The organism is Actinomadura roseirufa (assembly GCF_900659635.1).
GTDB classification, from domain to species: Bacteria; Actinomycetota; Actinomycetes; order Streptosporangiales; family Streptosporangiaceae; genus Spirillospora; species Spirillospora roseirufa.
The window spans coordinates 1-2,682 of the sequence record NZ_CAACVB010000505.1; the positions used below are offsets into that span (position 1 = coordinate 1).

Here is a 2,682-nt window from a genome sequence, read left to right on the forward strand (position 1 = left end):
GACCGGCCGCTGACCCGGCTCGCGCTGGGCCCGGCCGAGCTGGCGCTGCTGGCGCGGCAGGGGCACGGCCCCGGCACGGTGCCCGCCGCCGGGGAGGCGGTGTGGCTGCGCCGCAACGCCAACCTGTCCACCGGCGGCACCAGCCGCGACGTGACCGATGCCGTGCATCCCGACGTCGCCGCGATGTGCGTGCGGGCCGCCGCGACGGTCGGCATGGACGTCTGCGGGATCGACCTGCGGCTGCCCGACATCGGCTCGCCGCCGCCCGCCGAGCGCGGCGCCGCCGCTGTCCTGGAGGTCAACGCGGCGCCGGGGCTGCGCATGCACCTGGCGCCGCACGAGGGGGACGGCCGGGACGTCGCCGGCGAGATCATCGACCTGATGTACCCGGCGGGGGCGCCGTCGCGGGTCCCCGTCGTGTCGGTGACCGGCACCAACGGCAAGACCACCACGGTTCGGATGATCACGCACATGCTGGAGCTGAACGGCCTGCGGACCGGCATGACCGGCACCGGCGGCGTGTACGTGGGCGGGCGGCTGGTGCACCGCTCCGACGCGTCCGGGCCGCGCTCGGCCGAGATGGTGCTGGGCGACCGGTCGGTGGAGGCCGCGGTCCTGGAGACCGCGCGCGGCGGCATCGTCCGGCGCGGCCTCGGCTACGAGCGCGCCGACGTCGCGGTCGTCACCAACATCACCCGCGACCACCTGGGCATGGACGGCGCCCGGTCGCTGGCGGACCTGGTCGAGATCAAGGCGCTGGTCGCCGAGGAGATCCGCCGCGGCGGGCACCTGGTGCTGAACGCCGAGGACCCCGCGGCGGCCGGGCTGGCCGGGCGCCGGGCGGTCCGCGACCGGGAGCCGGTGCCGCGCTACTTCGCGCTGGACCCCCGGGCGCCGGTGATCATCGCGCATCTGCGGGCGGGCGGCACCGCCTACGTGGTGGAGGACGGCCGGCTGACCGAGGCCCGCGGCGACCACCGCACGCGGATCCTGCCGGTGGAGGAGGTGGCGGGCGCGTTCGGCGGGCGGGCCGCGCACGTCGTCGCGAACGCGCTGGCCGCGCTCGCCGCCGCCCGCGCGCTCGGCGTCCCGGTGGACGTGCTCGCGAACGCGCTGCGCTCGTTCGAGCCGCACGCCCGCAACGCGGGCCGGGGCTGCGTCTACCGGGTCGGGTCCAACCCCGTGGTGGTGGACTACGCGCACAATCCGGCGGCGGTCGCGGCGATGGGCGCGCTGGTCGAGCGGCGCTGGGACGGGCCGGGCGTCGCCGCGGTGACCCTGCCGGGCGACCGCTCCGACGAGCTGGTCGCCGAGACCGCGCGGACCCTGGCCGGCTCCTTCGACCGCGTCGTCGTCTACGAGGACGAGGACCTGCGCGGAAGGCGGTCCGGGGAGATGACCCGGCTCATCCTCACGGGGCTGCGGGAGGGCCGCCCGGACGTGCGCGTCCATCCGGCGGGCGACCTGAAGGGGGCGCTGACCTCGGCGCTGGACATGGCCGGTCCGGGCGAGCCCGTCCTGCTGATGTACGAGAAGCTGGAGCCGGTCACCGAGCTGCTCGAGACCCTGGGCGCCGAGCCGGAGCGCTGACCGCGCTCCCCCTGCCCGGTGCGCGGCCCGGCCGGGAGGCGCCGCCCCCGGGTCCCCTCCGCGCTTCGGCGAACGGGGGGACGGCACCGGCCACGGCGCCCATGCCGATCGCCGCGGTGGTGAGCCAGCCCGCCGGGAGCGCGACCGGGCGCACGAGCAGCACGACGACGGCCGTCATCACCAGTACGACGACGCCGTCCATCCAGTAGTGGTTGGCGGTGGCGACGACCACCAGGACGGTGACGACCGGATGCAGGGTCCACAGCCAGCGCCAGCGGGTGCGCGAGGTAGCGATCAGGCCGAGGGCGACGACGGCGGCCCACCCGATGTGCAGTGACGGCATCGCCGCGTACTGGTTGGCCATCGTGTCGGTCTGCGGGGCGCCGTACACGGCGGGCCCGAACGCGGCGCCGGTGTCGATGAGGCCGGTCACGGTGAGCATGCGCGGCGGCGCGAGCGGGACGAGCAGGTGCAGGACCAGGCCCGAGGCGGTCAGCGCCACCACCACCCTGCGGATCCAGCGGTAGTGGGACGGGCGCCGCAGGTAGATCCACAGCAGGAACGCCGCGGTCGCGGGGAAGTGCACGTAAGCGTAGTAGCCGTTGGCGGCGTGCACCAGCAGGTCGCTGTGCAGCAGGCCGTGCTGCACGGCGGTCTCGCTGGGCAGGTCCAGGGTCCGTTCCAGGTCCCACACGCGCCGGGCGTTGCCGAACGCCTCGGCGATCCGCCCGCTCGCCAGCAGCCGGCCCAGCTTGTACACCCCGAACAGCGCGACGATCAGCGCCAGTTCCCGGACGGCGCGCGGCCGGCCGCCCGGCCCGCCGCGGCCGTGCCCCTCTCCGCGCAGCCGCGCGAGCGCCATGGCGGGCCGGTGCGGCCGCTCCAGGAGGGTCATCTCGTGTCCTTTGCGGGAGGAGCCCCGCGCCGGGGAGCGGCGCGGAGGCGGTACGGCGACGAGTACGGGCCGGCTCCGGGAGGAGGACGGTCCGGCCCGCCGGCTGGGGGACGAGGCCGGTCCCCCGGGTCAGGGACGTGCGGGGGGCGGCGCCGGGCGGCCCCGGCCGGGACGGCACGCCGCCTGGGAGCGGTGCC

General features: G+C 76.8%; 2 protein-coding genes. One reads left to right on the forward strand and one right to left on the reverse strand.

The features are described from left to right. A partial coding sequence (locus tag E1291_RS40855) for a Mur ligase family protein (protein WP_207401244.1) occupies positions 1-1,590 on the forward strand: 1,590 nt, incomplete at its 5' end. Here the strand turns inward: E1291_RS40855 and E1291_RS40860 are convergent. After that, positions 1,547-2,485 (reverse strand): phosphatase PAP2 family protein, encoded by a 939-nt coding sequence (locus tag E1291_RS40860; protein WP_131743393.1) that lies wholly within the window; start codon positions 2,483-2,485, stop codon positions 1,547-1,549. The genes E1291_RS40855 and E1291_RS40860 overlap by 44 nt on opposite strands. Positions 2,486-2,682 lie beyond the last annotated feature (197 nt).